This is a genomic window from Streptomyces fulvoviolaceus, from assembly GCF_000718165.1.
In the GTDB taxonomy this organism is placed as follows: domain Bacteria; phylum Actinomycetota; class Actinomycetes; order Streptomycetales; family Streptomycetaceae; genus Streptomyces; species Streptomyces fulvoviolaceus.
On record NZ_JOEY01000155.1, the window covers coordinates 1 to 789 of the forward strand.

Annotated in this window: 2 protein-coding genes; both read right to left on the minus strand. The window is 69.3% G+C overall.

Annotated features, from left to right (window positions below):
* Entirely contained in the window at window positions 1–195 is a 195-nt protein-coding gene (locus IG08_RS0153275) for a ferredoxin (RefSeq protein ID WP_030622140.1), read from the minus strand.
* Window positions 196–213: 18 nt separating this feature from the next.
* A partial coding sequence (locus IG08_RS0153280) for an FAD-dependent oxidoreductase (protein WP_030622143.1) occupies window positions 214–789 on the minus strand: 576 nt, incomplete at its 5' end.

Below are 789 nucleotides of genomic sequence, written 5' to 3' on the forward strand. Positions count from 1 at the left end.
CTATTCCTCGATGCGGATGGCCAGCGCGGGGCAGACCGCGGCCGCGGTGCGGACGTCGTCGGCCAGCTCGGCGGGCGGGTTCTCGTTCAGGACGACGACGATGCCGTCCTCCTCGCGCTGGTCGAACACGTCCATGGCGGCGGACACGCACTGCCCGGCGGCGACGCACTTGTCCTCGTCGACGACAACCTTCATGGGATTTCTCCTGACCGTTCAGTGAGTGGGGACTTCTTGGAGGCCATCCACGACCTCCTGGCGGCGCAGACGGGTCTGCTTGGGCATGTTCCAGCCCAGGACACCGGTGACCCGGCCGTCCTGGCGGTAGCGGACGACGAAGCGACGCGCGGTCAAGTCGCCCTCTACGACGTCCACTTCGGCGTCGGCGGGCAGGAAGCCGTGCACCATCAGCTTCGCGTCGTACTGATCGGTCCAGAAGTACGGCACCGGCGCATACGGCTTGTCCTCGCCGAGGATCGCCCCGGCCACCGCCATGGCCTGCTCGGTGGCATTGGTCCGGTTCTCCATACGGATCAGCCGGCCCAGCCCCTCGTGCTGCCAGCGGGCCACATCACCGACCGCATAGATCCCCTCCGCCGCCCGGCACCGGGAATCACACACCACGCCGTTGTCGAGCTCCAGCCCGGAGTCCGCCAGCCACTCCGTCGCCGGGTTCGCACCGATCGCGACCACGACCACATCGGCCGGCAGCACCTCGCCGGTGCCCAGCTGCACACCGGCCACGCGCCCGTCCTCATCGGTCAGCCCTACGACCCCGGTGCCCAGCCGCAG